General features: G+C 39.6%; 21 protein-coding genes and 2 pseudogenes. 14 read left to right on the plus strand and 9 right to left on the minus strand.

Annotated elements, in window-relative coordinates; all coding sequences use genetic code 11:
- Positions 1–5: 5 nt before the first annotated feature.
- The 8 genes and pseudogenes from ACU5DF_RS15250 to ACU5DF_RS15285 all read left to right on the plus strand — a co-directional run bounded on the left by ACU5DF_RS15250 (position 6) and on the right by ACU5DF_RS15285 (position 5,825).
- Positions 6–359 (plus strand): urease subunit beta, encoded by a 354-nt coding sequence (locus ACU5DF_RS15250; RefSeq protein ID WP_446713455.1) that lies wholly within the window; start codon positions 6–8, stop codon positions 357–359.
- Positions 359–2,063: pseudogene (ureC, locus tag ACU5DF_RS15255) on the plus strand (urease subunit alpha). Before ACU5DF_RS15250 ends, ureC begins: the two are co-directional and overlap by 1 nt.
- A 63-nt stretch (positions 2,064–2,126) precedes the next feature.
- Positions 2,127–2,618, plus strand: coding sequence for an urease accessory protein UreE (ureE, locus tag ACU5DF_RS15260; protein WP_446713456.1), 492 nt, complete (start codon positions 2,127–2,129; stop codon positions 2,616–2,618).
- Positions 2,619–2,633: 15 nt separating this feature from the next.
- Entirely contained in the window at positions 2,634–3,299 is a 666-nt protein-coding gene (locus ACU5DF_RS15265) for an urease accessory protein UreF (protein WP_023603686.1), read from the plus strand.
- A gap of 12 nt (positions 3,300–3,311) precedes the next feature.
- Complete coding sequence (gene ureG / locus ACU5DF_RS15270; RefSeq protein WP_446713457.1) at positions 3,312–3,932, plus strand: urease accessory protein UreG; 621 nt, start codon at positions 3,312–3,314, stop codon at positions 3,930–3,932.
- A gap of 84 nt (positions 3,933–4,016) precedes the next feature.
- Complete coding sequence (locus ACU5DF_RS15275; RefSeq protein WP_446713458.1) at positions 4,017–5,285, plus strand: Rid family hydrolase; 1,269 nt, start codon at positions 4,017–4,019, stop codon at positions 5,283–5,285.
- Between the two features lie 145 nt (positions 5,286–5,430).
- Positions 5,431–5,637, plus strand: a complete 207-nt coding sequence (locus ACU5DF_RS15280; RefSeq protein WP_045101423.1) for a YaeP family protein — start codon at positions 5,431–5,433, stop codon at positions 5,635–5,637.
- Positions 5,637–5,825 carry a DUF4250 domain-containing protein gene (locus tag ACU5DF_RS15285; RefSeq protein ID WP_446713459.1) on the plus strand — a complete coding sequence of 63 codons (189 nt, stop codon included), beginning with the start codon at positions 5,637–5,639 and terminating at the stop codon, positions 5,823–5,825. Before ACU5DF_RS15280 ends, ACU5DF_RS15285 begins: the two co-directional genes overlap by 1 nt.
- A 77-nt stretch (positions 5,826–5,902) precedes the next feature.
- On the opposite strand, the gene ACU5DF_RS15290 is transcribed toward ACU5DF_RS15285, so the two are convergent.
- Positions 5,903–7,249, minus strand: a complete 1,347-nt coding sequence (locus ACU5DF_RS15290) for a sodium-dependent transporter (RefSeq protein ID WP_446713460.1) — start codon at positions 7,247–7,249, stop codon at positions 5,903–5,905.
- A gap of 493 nt (positions 7,250–7,742) precedes the next feature.
- On the opposite strand from ACU5DF_RS15290, the gene ACU5DF_RS15295 reads away from it, so the two are divergent.
- The 3 genes from ACU5DF_RS15295 to ACU5DF_RS15305 are packed head-to-tail and all read left to right on the plus strand — an operon-like array spanning position 7,743 to position 10,142.
- On the plus strand, positions 7,743–8,183 hold the full coding sequence (locus tag ACU5DF_RS15295) for an ATP-dependent zinc protease family protein (RefSeq protein WP_045101420.1): 441 nt from the start codon (positions 7,743–7,745) through the stop codon (positions 8,181–8,183).
- A complete protein-coding gene (gene rimK / locus ACU5DF_RS15300; RefSeq protein ID WP_446713461.1) occupies positions 8,183–9,088 on the plus strand; it encodes a 30S ribosomal protein S6--L-glutamate ligase in 906 nt (301 codons plus the stop codon). Before ACU5DF_RS15295 ends, rimK begins: the two co-directional genes overlap by 1 nt.
- A complete protein-coding gene (locus ACU5DF_RS15305) occupies positions 9,048–10,142 on the plus strand; it encodes a succinylglutamate desuccinylase/aspartoacylase family protein (RefSeq protein ID WP_446713462.1) in 1,095 nt (364 codons plus the stop codon). Before rimK ends, ACU5DF_RS15305 begins: the two co-directional genes overlap by 41 nt.
- A gap of 70 nt (positions 10,143–10,212) precedes the next feature.
- Here ACU5DF_RS15305 and ACU5DF_RS15310 read toward each other — a convergent pair whose 3' ends face one another.
- The 4 genes and pseudogenes from ACU5DF_RS15310 to purL form a co-directional block, all read right to left on the minus strand.
- Positions 10,213–10,698, minus strand: coding sequence for a GreA/GreB family elongation factor (locus ACU5DF_RS15310; RefSeq protein ID WP_045101417.1), 486 nt, complete (start codon positions 10,696–10,698; stop codon positions 10,213–10,215).
- 98 nt (positions 10,699–10,796) lie between these two features.
- Positions 10,797–11,123, minus strand: a complete 327-nt coding sequence (locus ACU5DF_RS15315; RefSeq protein WP_045101416.1) for a DUF3622 domain-containing protein — start codon at positions 11,121–11,123, stop codon at positions 10,797–10,799.
- A 169-nt stretch (positions 11,124–11,292) separates the two neighbouring features.
- A complete protein-coding gene (locus ACU5DF_RS15320; protein WP_045101415.1) occupies positions 11,293–11,802 on the minus strand; it encodes an RNA methyltransferase in 510 nt (169 codons plus the stop codon).
- A 223-nt stretch (positions 11,803–12,025) separates the two neighbouring features.
- Positions 12,026–15,939: pseudogene (gene purL / locus ACU5DF_RS15325) on the minus strand (phosphoribosylformylglycinamidine synthase).
- A gap of 363 nt (positions 15,940–16,302) precedes the next feature.
- Here purL and mltF point away from each other — a divergent pair.
- Both mltF and ACU5DF_RS15335 read left to right on the plus strand, forming a co-directional pair.
- Positions 16,303–17,796: a membrane-bound lytic murein transglycosylase MltF gene (gene mltF / locus ACU5DF_RS15330; protein WP_446713463.1), complete on the plus strand. Its 1,494-nt coding sequence runs from the start codon at positions 16,303–16,305 to the stop codon at positions 17,794–17,796.
- Between the two features lie 118 nt (positions 17,797–17,914).
- Positions 17,915–18,073, plus strand: a complete 159-nt coding sequence (locus tag ACU5DF_RS15335; RefSeq protein WP_446713464.1) for a hypothetical protein — start codon at positions 17,915–17,917, stop codon at positions 18,071–18,073.
- A gap of 84 nt (positions 18,074–18,157) precedes the next feature.
- On the opposite strand, the gene tadA is transcribed toward ACU5DF_RS15335, so the two are convergent.
- Positions 18,158–18,679 carry a tRNA adenosine(34) deaminase TadA gene (gene tadA / locus ACU5DF_RS15340; RefSeq protein WP_446713465.1) on the minus strand — a complete coding sequence of 174 codons (522 nt, stop codon included), beginning with the start codon at positions 18,677–18,679 and terminating at the stop codon, positions 18,158–18,160.
- The gene (locus ACU5DF_RS15345) at positions 18,680–19,552 is read right to left on the minus strand and encodes a LysR substrate-binding domain-containing protein (RefSeq protein WP_045101411.1); all 873 of its coding nucleotides are present in this window, start codon (positions 19,550–19,552) and stop codon (positions 18,680–18,682) included. It abuts the gene before it with no gap.
- A 186-nt stretch (positions 19,553–19,738) separates the two neighbouring features.
- Here ACU5DF_RS15345 and ACU5DF_RS15350 point away from each other — a divergent pair, with 186 nt between their 5' ends.
- Complete coding sequence (locus ACU5DF_RS15350) at positions 19,739–20,887, plus strand: S-(hydroxymethyl)glutathione dehydrogenase/class III alcohol dehydrogenase (protein ID WP_446713466.1); 1,149 nt, start codon at positions 19,739–19,741, stop codon at positions 20,885–20,887.
- Positions 20,888–20,981: 94 nt separating this feature from the next.
- Here ACU5DF_RS15350 and ACU5DF_RS15355 read toward each other — a convergent pair whose 3' ends face one another.
- Positions 20,982–21,578 (minus strand): thiol:disulfide interchange protein DsbA/DsbL, encoded by a 597-nt coding sequence (locus ACU5DF_RS15355; RefSeq protein WP_446713467.1) that lies wholly within the window; start codon positions 21,576–21,578, stop codon positions 20,982–20,984.
- 121 nt (positions 21,579–21,699) lie between these two features.
- Positions 21,700–22,047 (minus strand): hypothetical protein, encoded by a 348-nt coding sequence (locus tag ACU5DF_RS15360; protein WP_446713468.1) that lies wholly within the window; start codon positions 22,045–22,047, stop codon positions 21,700–21,702.
- Positions 22,048–22,055: the final 8 nt, after the last annotated feature.

Consider the following 22,055-nt stretch of genomic DNA (forward strand, 5'->3'; position numbering starts at 1 on the left):
TACCCATGATCCCTGGTGAAGTGAAGATCAACAATGAACTTGGCCATATAGAGTTAAATGTAGGGCGAACAACGACCACTCTTTCCGTTGCTAATTATGGCGACCGTCCTATTCAAGTTGGTTCCCATTATCATTTTTACGAAGTTAATGAGTCGCTGCATTTTGAGCGAGAACCAACCAGAGGTTTTCGTTTAAATATTCCTGCAGGTATGGCAATTCGCTTTGAGCCTGGCCAACGTAGAACAATCGAGTTAGTTGCATTTGCAGGTAAACGTGAAATCTATGGATTCCAAGGTGCAATCATGGGGCCTTTAGATCCCATTGTCACAGAACAAACAGAACATAAAGAGGTTAACTAATGGCTCATATTTCTCGCACAGCCTATGCAAATATGTTCGGCCCCACAACTGGAGACCGATTACGCTTGGCAGATACTGAGCTGTTTTTAGAAGTCGAAAAAGATTTCACCACCTACGGTGAAGAGGTTAAATTTGGCGGTGGTAAAGTGATCCGTGATGGTATGGGTCAAAGCCAAGTATTAAATAAAGACTGTGTTGACGTTCTTATTACCAACGCATTAATTGTCGACCATTGGGGTATCGTAAAAGCAGATATCGGCATTAAAGACGGTCGCATCTCTGGTATTGGTAAAGCAGGTAATCCTGATGTTCAACCCAACATTGATATCGTTGTAGGTCCTGCAACAGAAGTCGTTGCAGGCGAAGGCAAAATAATTACCGCAGGTGGTATTGATACACATATTCACTTTATCTGTCCTCAACAAGCAGAAGAAGGACTTTCATCAGGCTTAACGACCTTTATTGGCGGCGGTACTGGCCCTGTTGCAGGATCGAATGCTACAACAGTAACGCCCGGCATTTGGAATATGCACCGCATGCTAGAAGCTGTGGACGATCTCCCAATTAACGTTGGTCTCTTTGGTAAAGGTTGTGCAAGTAAACCAGAAGCATTACGAGAACAAATTGAAGCAGGAGCAATGGGATTAAAACTTCATGAAGATTGGGGCGCAACAACCTGCAGCTATTGATACCTGCCTTACTGTTGCCGATGAAATGGATATTCAAATTGCAATTCATTCAGACACCTTGAATGAAGGTGGTTTTTACGAAGAAACAGTAAAAGCCATTGGTGATCGTGTTATTCACGTTTTCCACACAGAAGGCGCTGGCGGTGGTCACGCTCCTGATGTTATTAAATCTGTTGGTGAAGCTAATATATTACCGGCGTCAACTAATCCAACCATGCCGTATACAATTAATACCGTCGATGAGCATTTAGATATGTTAATGGTATGCCACCACTTAGATCCTTCAATTCCTGAAGATGTGGCCTTTGCAGAGTCTCGTATCCGCCGTGAAACCATTGCTGCCGAAGATATTCTTCATGATCTTGGCGCTATTTCAGTGATGTCATCGGATTCACAAGCCATGGGACGTGTTGGTGAAGTGATTATTCGTACTTGGCAATGTGCGAACAAAATGAAATTACAACGTGGCGCTTTAGAAGGTGATAATGAAAATAGTGATAACAATCGAATTAAACGATATATCGCTAAATACACCATCAACCCAGCTATTGCTCACGGTATATCACACGAAGTCGGTTCCGTTGAAGTGGGTAAGTTAGCGGATCTTGTTGTATGGAATCCTGCATTTTTTGGGGTTAAACCATCACTAATAATGAAAAGTGGTTTAGTGGCTTACGCTCCAATGGGAGATATTAATGGCGCAATTCCAACTCCGCAACCAGTACATTATCGCCCAATGTATGCGTGCTATGGCAAAGCAATGTACAAATCGTCCATGATTTTCATGTCACAAGCCAGCATCAAGGCCGGTGTACCTGAAAAATTGAATCTACAAAGCCAAATTGGTGAAGTGAAAGGTTGTCGTAATATCTCGAAAAAGTCGATGATCCATAACAGCTACACTCCACACATTGAATTAGACAGCCAAACCTATGTAGTAAAAGCCGATGGTGTTCCTCTTGTATGTGAACCAGCAACAGAGTTACCAATGGCACAGCGTTACTTTTTATTCTAATCCCCTCGCCTCGTTGGTTTTCTACCTATTTTCTGACGAGGCACCTTATTAAAGTGAACAATCATGATTAAATTTACTCATCTTGTTCATCACCATCATGATGCAGATAATCATGACAAGATGGACACCAAAAACACAGTAAAACTAACTCTGTGTTTAACCATGTTAGAGCGCACAAAGAGTCGATTAAAAATCACTTTAAATGATGGCTCTGATGCGGGGCTATTTTTACCTCGCGGTACGGTATTAAAAGAACACGATATTGTTGAAAGTGATGATGGCATTCAAGCAGTGATCACCGCCGCAGAAGAGGCAGTATCTACCGTATATAGCGATGACTTATTATTACTTGCAAAAGCGTGTTACCACCTAGGCAATCGCCATGTTCCCCTTCAGGTTGAAGCGGGATGGTGTCGCTACTTACACGATCATGTACTTGACGATATGGTGCAACGCTTAGGACTAAACGTAAAAGTTGAACAAGCTAAATATCAACCAGAGCCTGGAGCCTATGGTGGTTCAAGTGCTGGCTCACATGGTGGTCATCATCACTAAGTGAGGCCATTCATTATGCTAGAAGATTTAAGGCTCTATCAATTAATTAGTCCCTCCCTACCGGTAGGATCATTTACTTACTCACAAGGATTAGAGTGGGCAATAGAAAAAGGCTGGGTCAGTAATGTTACTGAGTTAACGCATTGGTTAAGCAATCAATTGATGGACAGCATCGCCACATTAGAGTTACCAGTTTTAGCGAAAATGACTCAATTAATAAAAGAAGAAAAATGGCAAGAAGCTCAAGAATGGTGCGATTTTATTATTGCTAGCCGAGAGACCAAAGAATTACGCCTTGAAGAGAGACAGAGAGGGTTAGCCTTCGCAAGGTTATTACCAAAAATAGGGATTGAGTTAAATAAAACCACTCTACCAATGGTAAAACAAACACAAATCGCCGCCTTTGCACTGGCTGCTAACCACTGGCAATTATCCCCTAAAAAACTCGCAGCCGCGTACGCATGGGGATGGCTTGAAAACACCGTAATTGTAGGTATTAAGTTAGTTCCATTAGGGCAAAGCGCTGGACAGCAACTGCTACTTGAAATGGCAGACGTTATTCTACAAGCAGTAGACAAATCACAATGTTGGCCCGAACACCTAATTGGTAGTTTCACTCCAGCCCAAGTATTGGCAAGTTCTCGACACGAGAGCCAATACACTCGACTATTTAGATCATGAGAAACAAATCAAATGCAAGATTATAAACAACCTCTACGTATTGGTGTTGGCGGTCCTGTTGGTTCAGGTAAAACAGCACTCTTAGAAATACTATGTAAAACACTGCGTGATACTTACCAAATTGCAGTCGTTACTAACGATATTTACACTCAAGAAGACGCAAAGATCTTAACGCAAGCAGAAGCATTAGCGGCGGATAGAATCATCGGAGTTGAGACAGGTGGTTGCCCTCATACCGCCATTCGTGAAGATGCATCAATGAACTTAGCTGCTGTTGAAGAACTAGCACGACGTCATAAAAATCTAGATGTTGTATTTGTTGAAAGTGGCGGAGACAACCTAAGCGCGACATTCAGCCCAGAATTAGCAGACTTAACAATCTATGTAATTGACGTTGCTGAAGGCGAAAAGATCCCACGTAAAGGGGGTCCAGGTATTACTAAGTCAGATCTATTGATCATCAACAAAATCGACTTAGCGCCATACGTTGGAGCCTCTCTTGAAGTGATGGAATCAGATACTGCTCGTATGCGTCCTACTCGTCCATACGTATTTGCCAATCTTAAGAAAGGTGTCGGCCTAGAAAAAATCATCGAATTTATCATTGAACGCGGCATGTTAAATGAAAAATAGTTTTCTTTAATAACTAGAGAATGATGCCTTTAAATTGTGGGCATAGTTACGAACAACATTTAAAAAATTAAATTAGGAAATAGTATGAATAATAAAATTATTAAGCTTTCAAGAAATACCCATAATGCACCCAAAAACTCTATACACTCACAAACAGTTGCGTTTTCTCACTATAATAATATTTCAGCACAGTTACCTATAGACCCAACAACCAATAAAATTGTTAGTACTGATATAAAAGAACAAATAAACCAATGTTTAATAAATCTTGAATCAATTATCAGCAGTATTGACCATGTTAAGGAAGATATTGTAAAAATAAATATTTTCCTCACTGATATTTTAAATATTGATGCTATCGATGATATTTATACTAATTTCTTCCAAAATTATTATCCTACTCGTACGGTGATTGCTGTCGAAGCCCTACCGTTAGATGGTGCTTTAGTGCAAATTGATGCTGTAATTTCAAATGGTGAAGGAACACATCCACAGCAACCTTGCAAACTAATAAAAATGGCAAGAAACACAGATAATGCACCTAAAAATGCACTATCAACCCAAACGGTCGCTTTCTCTCATTACAATAACATCACAGCACAATTACCTGTAAATCCGAAAACAGGTCTAATTATCTCTGATAATATCAACGAACAAACAGAGCAATGTCTAAACAATATTAAAGCTATTTTAGAAAGTATTAATGTTCCTCTTGATGATATTGTTAAAATAAACATTCACCTTAAAAACCTTAACGATATTGATGTTGTAAATGAAGTGTATTCTACATTTTTTCCTGATTCCGCTATCGCAAGAGCTGTCGCCTATGTTCCAGCCCGAACAGTAACTATGGCATCGTTACCGATGAATGCATTGATACAAATTGATGCAGTAGTGTCACATGGTGATGGCACTCCTCCACAAGCGGTTGAAGATAGACATGGTATTGTTATAAGAACGAACAATACCGAAAATGCACCTCAGAATTCAATGTCCACACAAACTGTTGCTTTTTCTCATTACAATCATATTTCAGCCCAATTACCAATCAATCCAACAAATTCTGAGATTAGTATTGGCAATATAGAAGAACAAGCAAAACAGTGTTTACAAAATATCAAAGCGATCGTAGAAAGCATTAATCACACAATGGATGATATTGTTAAAATAAACATTCAACTTACAAATGTTGCAGATATCAATATTGTTGATGACGTTTATGTTCAATTCTTTAACAGTGATCTTCCAGCAAGAACTGTGATTGGGGTTTCAGCGATTCCAATGGATTCACTAATACAAATAGAGGCTATTGTTTCTAATGCTGAAGGAACTCCTTTGCAAATAAAGAACTAAGAAACTACTTATAGATAATATACAAATATCCTTATCTTAAAGCTGAAAAATATCTTCCTAGGTTTTTCAGCTTTTTTTGATCTAGGTTTTCCCTTTTTCAACGTGTAAACTTCATAACAGTTATCATTTTAAAATGGAAAGTCTAATGAAAGTATATGATTGTTGTGAGATGGTTCGTGAGTTGTATTCATTAATTGGCAGTGGTGATCAGGGTTACATCCCTCAAGCAATTACTTGCGCCGTAAAATCATTAAATGATATTGCCGCTGATGAAGCGCTTCCAAAAGCCACTCGTGAAAAAGCCGCGTTTGCTGCTGCCAACTTATTAATTTCTGATTTCGAGGATGAGTAATGACACCTGAAAAGATGGTTTCGATGGATCCTATTATGCTAATGAGCATAGTTAACATGAAGATCCGCGATGAGTTTGGAGATCTAGATAGCTATGTTAAATTCTACGAATTAGATAAAGATGCGCTAATCAAAAAACTAGCAGATGCCGGTTTTGATTACTTAGAAGACGCGAAACAATTTAGATAAACATCTAATTACTGAGTAAACAAAAAAGGGCAGAACAACGTAATCATTGTTCTGCCCTTTTCTTTACTGTAATTAAATTAGAACGATGCCCAAAGAACGGTAATCACTAAGATAGGACACACAAACTTCACATACAGAGGCCAAATTTTACCAAAGAACCCTTGTTTAAATTCAGGATAACCTTGTTCAAGCTCTTTAATTTTAGAATGACGGCTCCACACCCAGCCTCCAAATACACAGAACAGCAACGCAGCGACAGGTTGTAAGTACTGAGTCGCAATCATTGCAACTAAGCCAAATAATTCACCAAAATTAAATACAATTATCACGCTGAACACAGCAATCAGAGCACCTAAAATCCAACTTGTTGGCGTTCTTTTGGTTTTGAATCGCTCACTCACTAAAGAAACTGAACACTCAAGCATTGAGATTGAAGACGTTAATGCTGCAATCGTTAATAATAAGAAGAAAACAATCGCAAATAGATCACCAAATAGCCCTAAGCTATCAAACATCATTGGTAACACAGTAAATACCAAGGTATCAGAACTGATTAGTGAACCATCTTCAGCATAGATTTGAACGCCCTTCTCCATTGCAACAAACATTGCAGGCATTACCACTAATCCAGCAATAAATGCTACCGCCGTATCCACTAAAGTAACGTTCATTGCCATCTTAGGGAGGTTTTCTTTCTTACTTAAATATGAACCATAGATAAGCATTGAACAGCCACCTATGGTTAACGAGAAAAAGCCCTGTCCCATCGCTGCCAATATCAATTTTTTATCCATTACCTTTTCAAAATCAGGGATAAGATAATGCTTTAATCCTTCAACCGCACCTTGTTGCATCATGATATAAACAAACAATAAGCCAAATAAAACAAACAAAGCAGGCATTAAACGAGTTGACCATTTCTCAATACCGTCTTTAATTCCACCTTGTACGATTAGAATAGTTAATACATAAAAGATTATCGTACCCAGTAAATTGCGCTCAATGCTAAACCCTTTAAACCATTCAGCAAGATCATGTAATCCAACGACGTTCGCCATTGCACCAAACAAGAAACAGATTAACCATCCACCAACAATGCTATAGAACATCAACACCGCACTAGGGACACTCAAACCAATCCAACCAACAAAAGCACCTACACGCTTACCAATTGGATTAGAAGTCAATGAACGCATACTATCGACTGGATTCGCTTGACCGTGTCGGCCAATCGCCATTTCAACAACAAGCATGGGAAAGGCCACCACAAGGATCATGATAAGGTAAACCAATAAGAAAGCTCCACCACCATTGCTAGCAGCTTGAGTTGGGAATCCCCAAATATTACCTAACCCAACAGCCGCGCCTGCCGCCGCTAATATAAAACCTATACGTGAACTAAAACTTTCTCTGTTATCAGTCATTCTCTGTATCACCACACTAGTACAATGCAGGCATGATAACTTCACTAATAATTAAACACCAGTTTTAAATCAAAATGTCATTTAATTATTTCTATTAAAAATAAAATAATAGCGAGTTCTGCTGTTTTAAAATAGAAATACAGCATTATATCTATTCATTAATTTTCAAAATCACCTTAAATATAGCGCTCTTTTTTTAAACAGTATTAACAGAAGCGTTTATTCTATTCACAACTAAACCGCATTAAAAAAACTAATAGTTAAAGCGACTAAATTATAATGAATATTTTATTTGACGAAAATTAAAACTGCTGATAAATTCGCGCTATTGAGTCACGGTGTACATATCCTATAACACCTCTCTACGTACTCCACCAAACTCCAGACTACTGAGTTTACAGCTCAGACAACTAGATGGTAGCCAAATGGGTTAGATATCTGCAGTCAGTATTTATTGTACTCTCTGTAGTTTTTTTCTATTTGAGAAAAATTAATGACAAATAAAATCATGGTTGGATGGCGAGAATCTCTTAGCCTTCCTGAACTTGGTATTAAATTAATTAAGGCAAAAGTTGATACTGGCGCCAAAACTTCTTGTTTACACGCATTTAAAATAGAGCCCTTCACAAAGGATAGTGAAGCTTGGGTTCGCTTCTGGATCCATCCAGAAAAAAGAAATAATGATTTCGTACAAATATGCGAAGCCAAAATTTTTGATCAGCGAATAGTAAAAAGCTCAAGCGGACAAGAAGAAATGCGCTACGTCATCAAAACAATGATCCGACTAGCAGGTCAAGAGTGGCCAATACAAATAACATTAAGTAACCGAGAAACAATGGTGTTTCGTATGTTACTTGGCAGAACATCAATGCAAGATCGTATTGTTGTTGATCCATCATCGTCTTACCTAGTTGATTTTGAGGAAAATTTATAATGAAAATCGGTATTTTATCGCGTAACCAAGACCTTTACTCTACTCGCCGTTTAATTGAAGCTGCGGAAAGTCGTGGCCATGAAGTAAAAGTCATTGATGCATTACGTTGTTATATGAATATCAATTCAGAAAAACCTCAGATCCACTTTAAAGGTGAAGAGCTTGTTGATTACGATGCAATCATTCCTCGTATTGGTGCATCAGTAACGTTCTACGGAACAGCAGTATTACGTCAATTTGAAATGATGGGTGTATACCCTGTAAATGAATCAGTTGCGATCACTCGTTCTCGTGACAAACTGCGTTCAATGCAATTACTTTCTCGCAAAGGCATTGGTATGCCTATCACAGGTTTTGCAAGTAAACCTGATGATGTAAAAGATTTATTAGACATGGTTGGCGGCGCGCCAGTTGTGATCAAGCTATTAGAAGGCACTCAAGGTATTGGTGTTGTTCTTGCCGAAACGCGTAAAGCAGCAGAAAGTGTTGTTGAAGCATTCATGGGCTTAAAAGCGAACATCATGGTTCAAGAGTTCATCAAAGAAGCTGGCGGTGCAGATATCCGTTGTTTCGTTATTGGTGGCAAAGTAATAGCAGCAATGAAACGTCAAGGTGCAGAAGGTGAATTCCGTTCTAATCTACACCGTGGTGGTTCAGCGTCACTCGTTAAATTAACTCCAGAAGAGCGTAAGACAGCAGTAGCTGCAGCAAATATCATGGGGCTAAATGTAGCGGGTGTAGATTTACTTCGCTCTGAGCGTGGTCCACTAGTTATGGAAGTGAACTCATCTCCGGGCTTAGAAGGCATTGAAAAAGCAACAGGCAAAGACGTTGCTGGCCTAATCATTGATTTTATTGAGAAAAATGCAGCGACAAAAGGGACTAAAACTCGTGGCAAAGGCTAAAAAAAATCAAGCGTTTGAAATATTAACGCACTCGGTTGCACCTGGTGAAAGAAAGGTTATTGAGATTGAAGCCGCAAAGCTTTATACCCACTCACCTTTATCTATCCCTGTAGAAATCATTAATGGTCAGCATACTGGCCCAATCTTGATGGTCAATGCGGCCATTCATGGTGATGAGCTCAATGGGGTTGAAATTGTTCGACAACTGATCAACAACGTTGATCCAAAAACATTGAAAGGGACTCTTATTGCAGTCCCTATCGTTAACGTTTTCGGATTCATTCATAAATCACGCTATCTTCCTGATCGTCGCGATTTAAATCGTTGCTTCCCTGGTTCTGAAAAAGGGTCGTTGGCATCTCGTATGGCACATACCTTTTTCACCCAAATAGCAAAGCGTTGTGATTATATTGTCGACCTACATACTGGGGCTATTCACAGAACGAATTTACCTCAACTTAGAGCGGATCTAAGCAATCCTGAAACGTTACGAATTGCACACGCTTTCGGCACGCCAGTGATTGTGGATTCGCCATTAAGGGATGGTTCTCTTCGTAGTGAAGCTGAGAAATGTAATATCCCGGTATTAACTTATGAAGCAGGTGAAGCATTACGCTTTGAACCTATCGCAATTAATGCGGGATATGTGGGGGTACAACGTGTAATGCAAGCCATTGGCATGCTAAAAGCAAGCAGAAAACGCCTGCCTGAAGCTGTCATTGCTAAGTCAACAAGTTGGTTACGTGCAGAAAGCGACGGTATCTTACGTACTGTTGTTACTCTGGGTGAGCAAGTTGAGAAAGGTCAAGTTTTGGCTTATATCAGCGCACCATTAGGTCATAGTGAAATCGAACTTCGAGCTCATAAAGGCGGCATCGTTATTGGTCAACAAACCTTACCTTTAGTTAATGAAGGTGATGCTGTTTTCCATCTTGCTTACTTTACCGAAGACGATGAAATGGTTGGTCAAACAGTTGAAACGTATATCGATGAAATTATCGAAGCGGATACTGACCAATTAACTAACGGTCAAATCACGACATCTACACTTTAGTATTTTTTACTAGCATGACTTATTAATAAGAGAGGTTCGCCTCTCTTATTTTATAACGAATTATCTATTATTACTGCACGTCTATAATTTCATATTGCTGCTTCTTGCCAGCTAAATTCAATTCAAATTCATCACCAAGTTGCTGCCCTATCATGGCTTTTCCTAGTGGAGCTGACGGCGTTATTAGTGAAAATGTCATCTTGTTATGAGTTACTTTTACTCCACCCGCTGACGGGCCGATAAAAAATATACTCTCGATATCATCTTGATTTACAAGCGTCACTAAAGCGCATTGGTTAATCGCACTCTCTTCGCTATATTCTAAACGCGGTAATTTACGATAAGCAAGAATATCAGCCTCACACTCAGCAACTCGTAGTGCTTGTCCATGCGCTAAATAAGAGGCTTCTAAGCCAAAGGTTTCATACTTACTACGTGCAATCGCTTCTTTATCTGTTGCTTGATCAATCGCTCGCTGCGTGGCTTCTACTGCCATTTGGTGGACTTGGCGCAACTCTTGGATGATTGACTCTAACAATGCTTCTTTTTCTATCATGAGATGAATTTACTTTATTGAGAATATAAAAAATGGCAGTTACGAATAACTGCCATTTCATGGTATCTATTTTTATCTCACATTACTGTGATAACGAATTACTCTTCGTCGTAATCGTATTCGTCTTCATCGTTTGCTGCATCACGAGCGGCTTCATATTCCGCTTTTTGTGCTGCTGATTTCTCTTTTTTACGAGCAATCATTTCTTCTTTTTCAGTGCGTTGCTCAGACTTACGATCATTACGTACAGCTTGAGTTTTTGCAAATTCAACAAGCTCTTTTTGAGCCCATTCAACTGCTTCTGCTTCGCTTTCAAAACCAAGCTGACGCTTAGATACAACCGTTCTGCGAGAAGTTACTTGGCGCGTAATTTCAGCAGCCCAAGCGTTACGTTTTTCTACAATACGGTAATCAAATTTTGCCATTTTTATTTCCTAGAATTCGATAGTTAAGGGATAGATCATTACTAAAAAATCCATCTATAACTGCAGTACAATAACTACATTCCCTTTAATGCCCGCTATTAGAACACATCTAGCCAAAAATGCACCAAAAAGATGTCAATCTACTCAGGCTTTAAAGGAGATATTGATCTTACTTTTTTACCACTAAATGATTGCGATTATCTCGACTACTGCGAATAAGTTCTTCGCTCTCGTCCATCTCTTCAGATTTTGCTAAGCGATCATATAAAAGAACATTCACCGTAGCGGCTAAGTTCATGCAACCTACCGTTGGAACATAAACTACATGATCAGCACAATCAGCGACTTGCTGTGTGATCGAGCCATCTTCAGGACCAAACACATACAAGGCTTTTTCTGGGTGCTTAAATCTAGGTAACGGTGTTGCTCCTTCAGCAAGCTCTACACAGACGATTTCTAAATCATCGGGTAAATCATCCAATAAAGATTCAACACTAGTTAATGGGATTTTATTCGCCACTTTCTTGGTATCCGTTTGAAACTTTGCAGCGCGATCATATCGTTCGCCAGTATAACGAACAGCATCAACTTGATAACACCCTGCAGCACGCATCACTGCACCAACATTCGTTGGGCTTTTCGGGTTGCTCAAACCAATCGTAACGTGCGTATTTTTCATTGTTTCTTCCAACAGATAAAAATAAAACGCTATTCTAACAAAAAAACCGCTGAAGCCTAAGCTTCAGCGGTTTTTTTTAAAAGAGCCGTCTTTACCCAACTCTTTTATTTATTATAGAACAGTGCTTTGATTATAGAAAAGCGCTTTGATAAAAATTTTAATACTTATCACAATTTTTTATTCATCCTGAAAATACTTTTTTATCATTAACCCGCCCATCTAATTAGCCGATATTTTTACGGGCATTTTGGAACATACGCATCCAAGCACCATTTTCGCCCCAAGTCTCAGGAGCCCAAGAGTTAGCAACCGTACGGAATACACGCTCTGGGTGAGGCATCATGATCGTTACACGACCGTCCGTTGTTGTTAAACCTGTGATAGCGTTTGGCGAACCGTTCGGGTTATTTGGGTATTGCTGCGTTTGATTACCGTTGTTATCAACGTAACGTAGAGCAACAGTACCTGAGTTTTCAATCGCGTTTAGGTGGTCGTTATCACGAACTTCTACGCGGCCTTCACCGTGAGAAACCGCGATAGGCATACGAGAACCTTCCATTCCATTGAAGAATACAGAATCAGACTTCTGAACTTCAACTAGGCTGAAACGCGCTTCAAAACGCTCCGATTCATTACGTACGAAACGAGGCCAGTACTCTGCACCAGGAATTAGTTCACGTAGGTTAGACAACATCTGACAACCATTACAAACACCTAGAGAGAAGGTATCTTCACGTTTGAAGAAGTTTTCAAATTGGTCACGCGTAGAGTCGTTAAATAGAACCGACTTAGCCCAACCTTCACCAGCGCCTAATACGTCACCGTAAGAAAAACCACCACATGCTACAAGGCCGTTGTATTCTTCTAGTACCGCTTGACCCGTTAGGATGTCGCTCATATGAATATCAGTCGCTTCGAAGCCTGCACGGTCGAATGCTGCAGCCATTTCAACATGAGAGTTAACACCTTGCTCACGTAAAATTGCCATCTTAGGCTTAGCGCCTTTATTGATCATTGCCGCTTCAATAATTGGAGCTGCAATATCTTCGTTTACATCAAAGCTTAGGCTAACGTTTAGGCCAGGGTCTGAGTTGTCTTTCTTCGCTTCGTGTTCTTGGTCTGCACATACAGGGTTATCACGTAAACCTTGCATTTTATGCGTAGTTTCAGCCCAGATAGTACGTAATTCAGTACGGTTACGTTCTACTATAACTTGCTCACCAGACTTAATAACCACTTCGTCAGACGCTTCAACAGAGCCAATTACGTGTGAGCAGTCACCTAGCTCATTCGCAGCTAATGTTGATAACACTGAATCTAAATCGTTATTGCGAACCTGGATTACCGCACCTAACTCTTCGTTAAATAGTGCCGCTAACGTATCTTCACCTAAGGCTTCAATGTTTGCACTAACACCACAGTGACCAGCAAATGCCATTTCAGCAAGCGTTACGAATAAACCGCCATCGCCTTTATCGTGGTAAGCCACTACTTGATCGTTTGCTACTAAAGTTTGAACGCCTTCGTAGAAACCTTTTAGCTGTGCTGCATTATCAACATCCGCTGGTTTATCACCCAATTGCTTATAAACCTGAGCAAGTGCTGTTGCACCCATACGGTTTTTACCATTACCTAAATCGATAAGAACTAGGCTTGTATTGCCTTTGTCAGTGCGAAGCTGAGGAGTAATTGTTTTACGAACATCTTCAATACGAGCAAATGCAGTAATAAGCTAGAGATAGAGGAGACGTAACTTCTTTTTGCTCGCCGTTCTCTTCCCATTTAGTCTTCATCGACATTGAATCTTTGCCCACTGGGATAGTTAGACCAAGTGCAGGACAAAGTTCTTCACCTACTGCTTTAACCGCTTCGTAAAGACCTGCATCTTCACCAGGGTGACCCGCCGGAGACATCCAGTTTGCCGATAATTTAATATTCTTAATATCGCCAATATTTGTTGCTGCAATATTGGTAATAGCTTCACCAACCGCTAAACGAGCTGATGCTCCAAAGTCTAATAGAGCAACCGGAGTACGCTCACCAAGAGACATTGCTTCACCGTGGTAAGTATCATAACTTGCTGCTGTTACTGCACAGTTGGCTACAGGAACCTGCCATGGACCTACCATTTGGTCACGAGCAACAAGACCTGTCACTGAACGGTCACCAATCGTGATTAAGAATGTTTTCTCTGCAACCGTTGGCAAACGAAGAACACGCTCAATCGCCTCGTTCATCTCAATGCCTGAGCAATCAAGCGCCGAGTTATTTGCTTTTAATGTCTTAGCATCACGGTGCATCTTAGGCGTTTTACCTAAAAGGATGTCCATTGGCATATCAATTGGCGTATTGTCGAAATGAGAATCTTCTAATTTCAAATCACGCTCTTCAGTTGCTTTACCAACGACCGCATATGGTGCACGTTCACGCTTACAAATAGCTTCAAATGTTGCTAAATCTTTATCCGCAACCGCCATTACATAACGTTCTTGAGATTCATTACACCAAATTTCAAGTGGGCTCATGCCCGGCTCATCATTTGGAACATCACGTAAGTTAAAGATACCGCCACGTTCACCATCATCAACAAGCTCAGGTAATGCGTTTGAAATACCGCCGGCACCTACATCATGGATAAATGCAATTGGGTTTGCATCACCAAGCTGCCAACAACGGTCGATAACTTCCTGACAACGACGCTCCATTTCTGGGTTTTCACGTTGTACTGAAGCAAAAATCAAGATCTTCAGAAGAAGAACCAGAATCCATTGAAGATGCCGCACCACCACCAAGACCGATGTTCATTGCTGGACCACCAAGTACGATTAAGCTTGCGCCAACTGGGATCTCTTTTTTCTGAACATGATCATCACGAATATTACCTAAACCACCAGCAAGCATAATTGGCTTGTGGTAACCACGTACTTCTTCACCATTGTGTGAATTTACTTTTTCTTCGTATGTACGGAAATAACCTAATAGGTTTGGGCGACCAAATTCATTGTTAAATGCTGCGCCACCTAGAGGGCCTTCAAGCATAATATCAAGCGCGGTTACGATACGACTTGGCTTACCAAAATCAGTTTCCCACGGTTGCACAAAATTAGGGATTTTAAGGTTAGATACTGAGAAGGCAACCAAGCCTGCTTTTGGTTTACCACCGATGCCAGTTGCGCCTTCATCACGGATTTCACCGCCAGAACCTGTTGACGCACCCGGCCAAGGAGAGATAGCGGTTGGGTGGTTATGCGTTTCTACTTTCATCAAGATGTGTGTTTTTTCTTGATGGTAGTTATATTGACGAGTTTCTGGATCAGGGAAGAAACGACCAACAGTAGAACCTGTCATTACTGCGGCGTTATCTTTATAAGCAGATAAAACGTTTTCAGGAGTTACTTCGAAGGTGTTTTTAATCATTTTGAATAATGATTTATCTTGTTTAACTCCATCGATAGTCCAATCTGCATTAAAGATTTTATGACGACAGTGTTCAGAGTTCGCTTGTGCAAACATCATTAATTCGATATCAGTTGGATTTCGACCTAATTTTTCAGTAAAACTTTCTAGTAGGTAGTCAATCTCATCTTCAGCCAGTGCAAGACCTAGGGTAACGTTTGCGTTTTCTAGCGCTTTACGACCACCGACAAGTAGATCAACTTCTGCATACGGTGCTGGTTCAGCAACGGTAAATAATGCAGCAGCTGAATCAAAATCAGTAAAGACAACTTCCATCATGCGATCATGAAGAATTGCTTTTAGTTCAACTAATTGAAGTTCAGACAGTGTTTCAGAGGTTTCTATATAATAAGCAATACCGCGCTCTAAACGTGCAATTTTAGCTAAACCACAATTATGAGCGATATCAGTTGATTTTGAAGACCAAGGAGAGATGGTACCTGGACGAGGAGCAGAAAGAAGCAATAAACCCTCAGGCTTATGTTCTTCAATTGTTGGACCGTAAGTCAGTAATTTTTCTAACTTCGCAACCTCAGACGCATCAAGGTCTGCCGTTACATCAGCAAAATGGGTAAATTCAGCATAAATACCAGTGACAGGTAAATTTAGCTCGCAACAAAGCTCAAGTAGCTTGTTAACACGAAATTCAGATAAAGCAGGTGAACCACGCAAAATTCTCATGTACTTAGGTCTCTTTGGCAATGAATTAAAGGTAATATTGGAATAGTTTCATGACTTTATAAGTAATTAACTCAATTAATCACCTATATTACATAGCAACTATGCCGATGTTACCTCTGCTATTGCGAGCGCATTATAAAGGATTTTGTTATGTGAAGTAACAGCAAAAGCAACCGTTTGCGTATTTTTTTAAAAAAAAGGGAAAATCCTCTTCTAATTTGACATTTTTGGGCAAAAAAACATCAAAGATAAAAATAAACTGTCCCAAACTCTAATTATTGTTGTAATTTGTTACCGCCCTTTTGCCTCTTTTTACCCCATTTGATATAACTACGCTTCAAATAATAAAAAGAGCATTCCGACTTGAGCCACATTCAATATCACCGTCTTTTACAATCTTGTTTAGTTATTTCTACATTGATGTTTGCCTTAACTGGTTGCCAAGTAGAATCTGAACCTAAAACTAAATTAGAGCAAATCAGAGAACGTGGCACATTACGAGTCAGTACATTAAACAATCAACTTTCTTATTATATTGGTTCAGATGGTCCAACTGGACTCGATTATGATTTAGCCAAAGCGTTTGCTGAAAAATTAGAAGTTAAATTAGAGATAACGCCTGCCTATACTTATTCAGGATTATTTCCAGCCCTGTCTCGCAATGAGGTTGACCTTATTGCTGCAAATATGACAATAACCCCTGAGCGACTTTCCCAATTTAATCCTGGCCCTGTCTATTACTACGTTAGCCAACAAATAGTATATAAAAAAGGAAGCTGGCGCCCTCGCAATATCAAAAATCTCACTGAACTTGATGAAAATGTAACTATCGTTAAAGATTCAAGTTTTGAAGGTACACTCACTAAACTAAAAGAGAAACACCCTAAACTTGAGTGGCATACCGAAGCCGATACAGACGTTAGTGAGTTATTGAAAAAAGTAGCAAATGGAGAAGTTCACTACACGCTAGCTGACTCTGTTGAATTATCACTCACGCAACGTATTCACCCTGAACTAGCAGTTGCTTTTGAGTTAACCGAAGATCAACCTGTCGCGTGGTTCTTACAAAAAACAGAAGATGATAGCTTACAAGCGTTATTAATTGAGTTTTTTGGTGAACTAAAAGAAAGTGGCCAGTTAGCGCTTTTAGAAGAGAAATATTTTGGCCATGTTGAATCGTTTGATTATGTCGATACTCGTGCTTTTATTCGAGCTCTAGAAAGTAAACTACCAAAGTGGGAACCTCTATTTAAAAAATACGCAGGAGATTTTGATTGGCGTTTTCTAGCAGCACTCTCTTATCAAGAGTCTCACTGGAACCCATTAGCAAAATCTCCTACTGGAGTACGGGGCATGATGATGCTAACGCTTCCTACAGCTCAATCTGTTGGTGTAAAAAATCGTCTCAGTCCAGAACAAAGCATCCGTGGTGGTGCTGAATATTTACGCCGAATTGTAAAACGAGTGCCAGATTCAATCACCGAGCATGAAAAAATTTGGTTTGCTCTAGCCTCTTATAACATTGGTTTTGGCCATATGATGGACGCCCGCCGTTTAACTAAACGTTTAGGGGGTGATCCGGACTCATGGACAGATGTAAAAGATAACCTTCCCCTACTACGTCAGCAACGTTATTACAAATACCTTCGCTATGGTTTTGCTCGTGGTGATGAGGCTCAAGGATACGTAGAAAATATTCGTCGTTATTACCAAAGTATTATTGGCTATGAGCAAGAGCAAGCCAATAAACTTAAGCTAGAAGATACAACTATTGAGGACTTACAGGTTATTGATGTCCCTTTATCGTCTGCTACTTCTACCACTAGCAATGCAGGTTCAGAGACCACCATTAAGTAGGTTCATATAATCGTAACAATGAGCCCATATTCTAGATGAATTCGCTCATCGTATTATTCGAAATAAGGCTAAATATCTTAGCCTTATTTTTTATTTATTAAACCAAAAGGGGGAGTTTATGCTCTCTAATAGAAGAAAAATTAAAGCACAAACGTCTTTAAAAGGAAGTACTCAACGCCGACGTAAGTTATTAAATAATCATAAGAAAGTACTTCATCGCCAACGTCTTTATTCACTATCACTGTTTGATGAAGGCGAAGCATTCTCTTGTCGTTAATATCTCCTCCCCTAATTTTTATTAACACGCATTAAAAAAGGCAAATTGACGTTCAATTTGCCTTTTTCATTTAAGATAAATTACCTATTTATTCTTCAACTCTTCTGTTCTTTGCTGTTTTCGCTCTTCTTTTTTCTCTTTACGTCTGCGTTTAAAAAAAGCTTGTAGCTGTGCTCTACACTCTTCTTCCATCACTCCAGATTCACACTCTACAAAATGAAATGCGGTGGCTGAGGTAAATAAATTAATTACACTGCCTGACGCCCCAGTCTTCATGTCAGAAGCACCAAAAATAACTTTTTTAATTCTACTATGGACAATAGCACCGGCACACATAGGGCAAGGTTCAAGAGTAACGTATAAGGTAGCATCAATAAGTCGGTAGTTTTCTACCTTCTGCCCTGCTTGCTTAATTGCCATCATCTCAGCATGAGCCGTTGCATCATGAGAACCAATAGAACGGTTCCACCCTTCTCCGATAATTTCACCATCTAAGACAATCACAGCACCAACTGGAACTTCACCTTCTTCTTCAGCAATCGCAGCCAGTTCCATTGCTCGTTGCATATAGAAGTTCGCATCTTTATTTTCTTTTTCAACACTCATTTATTCAGCTAACTCTTGTGCTAGAAACTCAACGAGTAAACGTACCTTAGTGGAAAGGTGGCGGTTATTTGGATATACCGCCCAAATCCCTTCTTTGGGTTCACGATAAGGTACTAGTATCTCTACAAGCTCACCTTTATCCATCGACTCTTGAACATAAAAATCAGGCAGTTGAACAATACCTAAACCCTTTAATGCCGCATTCGTTAAAGCAGCACCGCTATTACAGTGAACGGACCCTTTCACTCTTACGCTTTTCTCTTTTTTATTTTCGATAAAGCGCCAAATAGGTAAGCTACCAACCAAGCAATTGTGTTGCGACAGTTCAGATAAGGTATGAGGCTCACCATGTTTTTCAATATAACTAGGAGAGGCGCATACTCGAACTTGTCTGCTTGATAAACGCTTTGCCATCATGGTTGAATCGGTTAATCGACCCAATCGAATAGCGAGGTCAAAATCTTGTTCAACGAGATCTAACGTTTGGTTTGATAAAATTAATTCAAGTTCAAGCTGTGGATACATCAGCATAAACTCACTGAGTAATGGCGCGATTAACTGCTCACCATAAGTCACTGACGAAGTGATCTTTAAACGACCTTGAGGTGTCGCATTTAGTTCAGTGATAGCTCTATCTGCTTGCTTTAACCCTTCAACCAAATGACGGCAGTGTTGGTAATAAGTTTGACCCGCTTCAGTTACCGATACCTTTCTGGTTGTTCTAATCAATAATTTTATTGAAAGACGATCTTCTAATGCCGCAACTTTACGGCTAATTTGAGCTACTGATGTATCAAGAGTTCGAGCTGCTCCTGTAAAGCTTTGCGCTTCAGTAACAGCAACAAATTCAGTTACTCCTTCCCAATCAATCACAGATTATTCCCCACAATTATTATTACATATCCGTAAAAATTATTTACTATTCTACCGTATTATCAATTGATGAGAAATATTTATAATGGCACCCAACAAGACGACGAGCACAGAAACATAGTGCAAACTTAAAATTAAATAGTTTATTAATGTCGTCAATTAAATTATTCCAATAAGGAAAATCCAATGGCTCTTGATATTAAACCTGGTCAAACATCAATTAAATCTAAAGCAATGGTAGCTTGGGCTGCTGGCGAACCTCTTAAAATGGAAGAAGTAGATGTACAACTTCCTAAAGCGGGCGAAGTTTTAGTTCGTATCGTTGCAACTGGTGTTTGTCACACTGATTTATTCACTCTATCTGGTGATGATCCAGAAGGTATCTTCCCATCTATCTTAGGTCACGAAGGTGGCGGTATTGTTGAGATGATTGGTGAAGGCGTAACAAGCGTTGAAGTTGGCGACCATGTTATCCCTCTTTACACTGCTGAATGTGGTGAGTGTAAATTCTGTAAATCTGGCAAAACTAACCTTTGCCAAGCCGTTCGTGAAACTCAAGGTCAAGGTCTTATGCCTGATGGAACAAGTCGTTTCTCTATTAATGGCGAAACTATCTTCCATTACATGGGCTGCTCTACGTTCTCTGAATTCACAGTGCTTCCTGAAATCTCTTTAGCAAAAGTATCTAAAGAAGCACCACTTGAAGAAGTTTGTCTTCTAGGTTGTGGCGTAACAACAGGTATGGGCGCAGTACTTAACACGGCTAAAGTTGAAAAAGGCGACACAGTTGCTGTATTCGGTCTTGGCGGTATTGGTCTTTCAGCTATCATCGGCGCGAAAATGGCAGGTGCAAGCCGCATCATCGGTGTTGACTTGAACGAAAGCAAATACGAACTTGCTAAAAAATTAGGTGCGACTGATTGCATCAACCCAACAAATTTCGACAAGCCAATTCAAGAAGTGATTGTTGAAATGACTGATGGCGGCGTGGATTACTCTTTTGAGTGTATCGGTAACGTAAACGTTATGCGTGCTGCACTTGAGTCTTGTCACAAAGGTTGGGGTGAATCAATCATCATCGGTGTTGCAGGAGCTGGTCAAGAGATCTCAACTCGTCCGTTCCAACTTGTGACTGGTCGTGTATGGCGTGGCTCTGCATTCGGTGGCGTTAAAGGTCGTACTGAACTTCCAGGTATCGTTGACCGTTACATGCAAGGTGAGTTCGCTCTTGATGACTTCATCACTCACACAATGGGTCTTGCTGATGTAAACGCAGCGTTCGATCTAATGCACGAAGGTAAATCTATCCGTACTGTTCTACATATGGATAAATAAGTTTTAACATTTAAAACTTAACGATCATTAACTAAATGTAAAGCCCGTTAGATAACATCTAGCGGGCTTTTTCATATCTAGCGCTTATTCAACACTATAACGTCAATAAGTAATTCACTAATTGGTTGTACTCATCATAACTACGGATCTCTCCTGGTTTAACAATGTATTTATTATTCACTAATACACCAGGAACTCCTGTTAAAGTACTTGCTTCAAATTGTTTATCGAAATTACGCTGCATCGAGTTCACAACAAAATTGTTATAAGTTGCATCGTACTTCTTAGCATCAACACCATTATTAATAAATATTTGACGTAGTTCTGCTTCATCTTTTGGTCGCAGACCAAGCTCATGAATTTGCTTAAACATAGCCGGAACCATTGTTTCTTCAACGCCTAAAACAACCATAGTTGCATAAGACTTTGCCATTGGAACTGCCATTTCACCCATAAACGCTACATGTATTTTTTCAAACTTTACGCTCTTTGGTAATGCAGGCTTTAAACTTTTTACTATAGCTTCAAATTTATAACAATGAGGACAATAAAAAGAGAAAAACTCCGTTACTTTAGGGGTTTCTGATTTCTCAACATCGAGGATCTTATAATGCTTACCTTCTTCAAATGAAGCTGCTTGAACTGAAAACACCAACATAAGCGCAGAGAATAGCGTTACTATTTTTTTCATTTTGAATAATTCCTAAATATATACTGTTATACCTTTAGTCAGCGTTAAATGAATAAACATATAACCTGCTAAATTGATCGATTTGGTCGTGTACAAAACACGTAATTGTAATGATTAGAAATTAAACGATGGGAGGGCGGAATAATGTCTTACTTCGTACAATAGCTTTATCAACTCTGTCTTCTAAAATTAAAGACCTAGTAGTTAAAATAGTAAGACCTACCGAAATAGATTGCCCGCAAGGCACTTTCAATAAACACATTGAAGCACAACAATGATGCTTATCTAGTTCATATTTTCCTGAAACAGAATGATCTTGTTGAGGGCAACCAGAGGTAACTTCGCTGACTGAAAAAGGGTTATTTGTTCTAAGAGAAGAGCTTAACTGAGACGTAAGTAAAAGACTTGCAATAAAAAATGCAAATACAGTAACAAATGGTATCCAAATTTTATGACTAAAATGATACATAACAACTG

The sequence above is a fragment of the Aliivibrio wodanis genome, from assembly GCF_052920805.1.

Bases quoted from the DNA above. Each gene is read 5' to 3' on its own strand.
- rimK (WP_446713461.1), top strand. From the start codon at position 8,183: ATGAAAATCGGTATTTTATCGCGTAACCAAGACCTTTACTCTACTCGC.
- ACU5DF_RS15290 (WP_446713460.1), bottom strand. From the start codon at position 7,249: ATGACTGATAACAGAGAAAGTTTTAGTTCACGTATAGGTTTTATATTA.
- ACU5DF_RS15295 (WP_045101420.1), top strand. From the start codon at position 7,743: ATGACAAATAAAATCATGGTTGGATGGCGAGAATCTCTTAGCCTTCCT.
- ureG (WP_446713457.1), top strand. From the start codon at position 3,312: ATGCAAGATTATAAACAACCTCTACGTATTGGTGTTGGCGGTCCTGTT.
- ACU5DF_RS15280 (WP_045101423.1), top strand. From the start codon at position 5,431: ATGAAAGTATATGATTGTTGTGAGATGGTTCGTGAGTTGTATTCATTA.
- ACU5DF_RS15310 (WP_045101417.1), bottom strand. From the start codon at position 10,698: ATGATAGAAAAAGAAGCATTGTTAGAGTCAATCATCCAAGAGTTGCGC.
- ACU5DF_RS15250 (WP_446713455.1), top strand. From the start codon at position 6: ATGATCCCTGGTGAAGTGAAGATCAACAATGAACTTGGCCATATAGAG.
- ACU5DF_RS15360 (WP_446713468.1), bottom strand. From the start codon at position 22,047: ATGTATCATTTTAGTCATAAAATTTGGATACCATTTGTTACTGTATTT.
- ACU5DF_RS15285 (WP_446713459.1), top strand. From the start codon at position 5,637: ATGACACCTGAAAAGATGGTTTCGATGGATCCTATTATGCTAATGAGC.
- ACU5DF_RS15355 (WP_446713467.1), bottom strand. From the start codon at position 21,578: ATGAAAAAAATAGTAACGCTATTCTCTGCGCTTATGTTGGTGTTTTCA.
- ACU5DF_RS15305 (WP_446713462.1), top strand. From the start codon at position 9,048: ATGCAGCGACAAAAGGGACTAAAACTCGTGGCAAAGGCTAAAAAAAAT.
- ACU5DF_RS15315 (WP_045101416.1), bottom strand. From the start codon at position 11,123: ATGGCAAAATTTGATTACCGTATTGTAGAAAAACGTAACGCTTGGGCT.
- tadA (WP_446713465.1), bottom strand. From the start codon at position 18,679: ATGAGTGTTGAAAAAGAAAATAAAGATGCGAACTTCTATATGCAACGA.
- ACU5DF_RS15275 (WP_446713458.1), top strand. From the start codon at position 4,017: ATGAATAATAAAATTATTAAGCTTTCAAGAAATACCCATAATGCACCC.
- ACU5DF_RS15320 (WP_045101415.1), bottom strand. From the start codon at position 11,802: ATGAAAAATACGCACGTTACGATTGGTTTGAGCAACCCGAAAAGCCCA.
- ACU5DF_RS15350 (WP_446713466.1), top strand. From the start codon at position 19,739: ATGGCTCTTGATATTAAACCTGGTCAAACATCAATTAAATCTAAAGCA.
- ACU5DF_RS15265 (WP_023603686.1), top strand. From the start codon at position 2,634: ATGCTAGAAGATTTAAGGCTCTATCAATTAATTAGTCCCTCCCTACCG.
- ACU5DF_RS15335 (WP_446713464.1), top strand. From the start codon at position 17,915: ATGCTCTCTAATAGAAGAAAAATTAAAGCACAAACGTCTTTAAAAGGA.
- ureE (WP_446713456.1), top strand. From the start codon at position 2,127: ATGATTAAATTTACTCATCTTGTTCATCACCATCATGATGCAGATAAT.